Below are 3341 nucleotides of genomic sequence, written 5' to 3' on the forward strand. Positions count from 1 at the left end.
AAATCTATAACTGAAACCATAAATTGTATTGGAACTAAAAAGGTGAAAACAAGAACTCCTGTTGTAGAAATAGATGGTTTTTGTGAAGATGCTGAGTTTGTAGTTTCAGAAGAAAGCAAAAGTAGAATTTATAAAGTTTATGAAAAAGCAACAGCTATAATTCAAATAGAAATAGAAGAAAGAGCTTATTCAAATTATGTTAAAGAATGCGGTGGAGCAGATACAAAAATACAACAATTAACTTTTAGAGCTGCCAAAAGATCGTTGATAATAAATTATCTGATTTCTAATGAATATTATTTAGATGAATATTATTCATTAGAATTTGAAAGATTGGCAAAAGATATAGAAAAAACAATTTCTCGTGAAGAACCTATAATGACAGATACTGATGAAGTTGTTCAAGCTATAAAGTTTGAAGCTAAATTTAATAAGATGATGTTTAGCCTAAACGAAGAACAAACAACGGAGCAAGAACACCATATAGGGTATTTGATTATAAGAAGATTCAATGAAGGTAGATTGTACAGAAAAGTTATTAGGTGTGCTAGAGAAATTAGAGCAAGAAAATTAGATATTTTAAAAAAAGTTGGTAAGGGTTTTTAAATCCTTACCAACTTTTTTATTTGTATAAAATTTGATTTCTTTCATCAGAATATTTTTTTCTGAAACCAATATGAATAAATCCTTTTTTCTTATAAAGAATTAATTGATCAAAAGAAAGTCCACTATTCTTGATTAAATCAAAAGCTTCTTCAAGCTTCATTCCAACAGGAACAAAGTCAACAGCAAGTCCTTTTGCATGGTAAGAAGTTGGAACTCCACCAACAGCAATATTTAACAAATAACTTCTAAACCAAGAATCAATTTTAAGAGCTACCCCTAAAAAAAGTCTTATAGCTTCCAATCTGTTAGCGGTATAAAAAATATTTTCTCTTTGCTCGGTATTGGGAATATTTTTAATTTTTAACTCAATAGCCTTATTGCTGAAAACTGACTCTCTTTCTGAAAAATGTTTTGTTAATTTCATAAAATCACCTCAAAATCAATTTAACACCAATAAAAAAAACTTCAAAAAAACAAGTATTTAAACCTTTTATTTCGACACGCGTGTTTTCAACGTGCATTTTTTTGACCGATTTTAAAAGTAATGATTTAATCGAATATATCAAAATCAAAAGGAGTTAAACATGGAAAACAAAAAAATCGTTCCTGGGTTTTATGCAGAGATTGAAGATTACAATCTTAAAGCTATAAGTCAACCTGTATCTAATTTAGATAAGCCAGTTGTACTGTTAGCAGATTTACCAAACTTTGTATATTTACCAGATACAACGTCAAGTGATGTTAATGCTGTTAGAAAAGTAATGATTTCTGCAAACACATTATTACCTATTACTGATGTTGAAGAAGCAATAAAAGTCCTTCAAGGAGAAAATATTGTTGATGGTTTATTAACTAAAGAACAAAAAGAAGAGTTAATCTGTAAAGATATTATAAATATTTTAAAGATGAACAAAGAGTCAGCTAAAGCTGGACAATTAGCAATTGTAAAGATTACTAAAAGAGATGGGAATAGACCAAATATGGAAAACAAGTTTGAAGTATTTCAAGCTCTTGAGAATGCTTATGAGAAACTTGGGAATATCAATGCTTCACAATTAGTTCCTGTAGGAATTTCTGCTGAAGAAGATTTTGTTACTAACTGTGATTCAGTAACAGTAGTTAGTTTTGAAAAAGGTAAAAATCAATGGGATGTTCAAGAGAACGTAGAGAAGATATTCAACAATATCTATATTACAAATCCTAATGATTCTTATAAAAATGTTGAGTTAGACTTTAGTCTTGAACAACCAAAAACAACTTTCGAAACTTGTGAAAAAGGTGGATCAGTAACAACTGAAGCTGGAATCATAAACAACAACGGAATAGATTCAGAAGAAGCTAAAAAATTATTAACTGGTAAAGTTTTAATTAAAGGAACTCCTGTTACTGATGGGATCAAATTAGAATTTGCTAAAGGTGTTGATGTTAATGGAAGTAAATCTGATGCTTTAATCGTTGCTGAAGAAGTTAATGTTGAAGTTGTTCCAGGAGAAGTTATGGTAGTGTTAGGAAAAGGATTTGTGTTTGCAACTCTAAAAACTAAAGCTCACTCAACTACTGCTAAATTAGTTGTTGCTGAAGCAGCCAGCGGACCAGCTGTAAACTTTTATTATGAATCACAAGAGGAAAAGAAAGGTGGGAAGGCAGCATTAAAAACTTTAACTGCTGGAACTAACCAATCTGTATCAGTTGACATAATCAAAGAAGAAATGCCTTGGGTTCACATTGTAAACAAAGGTAATATCAAAGAAGAAATTACTTCTGTAAGAATATTAACAGGAGCATCTGAAGGTGAAGATTATTTTTCTCCAGTTGTATCTGGAAGTTCAATAGTATCTTTCAAAGTTAATGCAGTGAATAAAGTTACTGATATTTTAGTTGATGATATCCTAACTGAAAGAGTTGGAATTGCAACTGTTGCAGGTAAGGGAACTGTTACAACTGAAAAGGTTGTAGTAGAACTTGCTGAAAAAGTTAATTTAATTATAGACAAAGGAACTGTAATTGTTCCAGAAGGGATTGTAGAAGGTAAATACTTTGATCAAAACTCTGATGGAGTATCTAAGAGTGAATTTGAAATTAGTTATGTTCCAGTAGGGTCAGAACCAATTGCTAAGTCATTAGAGTATGCTCAACAATTAACTAAGTCTTTATCAGAAACTTTAGTTGTGTGGGGAGTTAAACCACCTACAAGTAATGATCCTAAAGAGTTAATTAAATATGCTCAAAATTTATGTAATGTTCCTAAGTTCAAGAGAGGATTTAAGAAAAGAATATCAGCTTCTAAAGAAGTGGATATGGGAATGTTCTTAACAGTAGTTGTTGGTTCTCAAAAATCTAATGGTATTGGTGGAGTTAGTAATTTCCCTGAAGTCAGAGTAATTGATTTTGAAAGAACAAACGGCGGATCAGGAGAGCATAAAAGACTTACTGATAAAGTGTTTGTAAGTTTAACTAATGCGATAAAGCCTGGTATGAACATAGAGATAAAAACTTATGTTGGAGTTAAACTAAAAGTTGAAAGTTTCTCAGTTTTATCTGTTAAAGATATTCTTGGAAAAACTATGGTAACTTTAGATAAGACTATTGATACTTCAGTATTCTCATTAAGTAACTTTGATGTAATCATATCTCTAGTTGATACTAAAGATAGAAAAGGATCTTATACTTCTGCATTATTTGCTTGTATAGCTAATGCTGAAAAAGATAGAGCACCAGTTGCTAAAGAACTACAA

General features: G+C 30.4%; 3 protein-coding genes. 2 read left to right on the top strand and 1 reads right to left on the bottom strand.

Annotation, left to right across the window (positions count from 1 at the left end):
* A partial coding sequence (locus Q0V09_RS09470; protein WP_297488888.1) for a hypothetical protein occupies positions 1-606 on the top strand: 606 nt, incomplete at its 5' end.
* A 16-nt stretch (positions 607-622) separates the two neighbouring features.
* On the opposite strand, the gene Q0V09_RS09475 is transcribed toward Q0V09_RS09470, so the two are convergent.
* Positions 623-1030, bottom strand: a complete 408-nt coding sequence (locus tag Q0V09_RS09475; protein WP_297488890.1) for a D-Ala-D-Ala carboxypeptidase family metallohydrolase — start codon at positions 1028-1030, stop codon at positions 623-625.
* A gap of 160 nt (positions 1031-1190) precedes the next feature.
* Here Q0V09_RS09475 and Q0V09_RS09480 point away from each other — a divergent pair.
* The coding region (locus tag Q0V09_RS09480) for a hypothetical protein (RefSeq protein ID WP_297488893.1) at positions 1191-3341 on the top strand (2151 nt) is incomplete at its 3' end.

It is taken from the genome of uncultured Cetobacterium sp. (assembly GCF_947039425.1).
Lineage (GTDB): Bacteria > Fusobacteriota > Fusobacteriia > Fusobacteriales > Fusobacteriaceae > Cetobacterium_A.

What these genes read in the sequence shown, in the direction of transcription:
- Q0V09_RS09475 (WP_297488890.1), bottom strand. Translation starts at nt 1,030, where the DNA reads ATGAAATTAACAAAACATTTTTCAGAAAGAGAGTCAGTTTTCAGCAAT.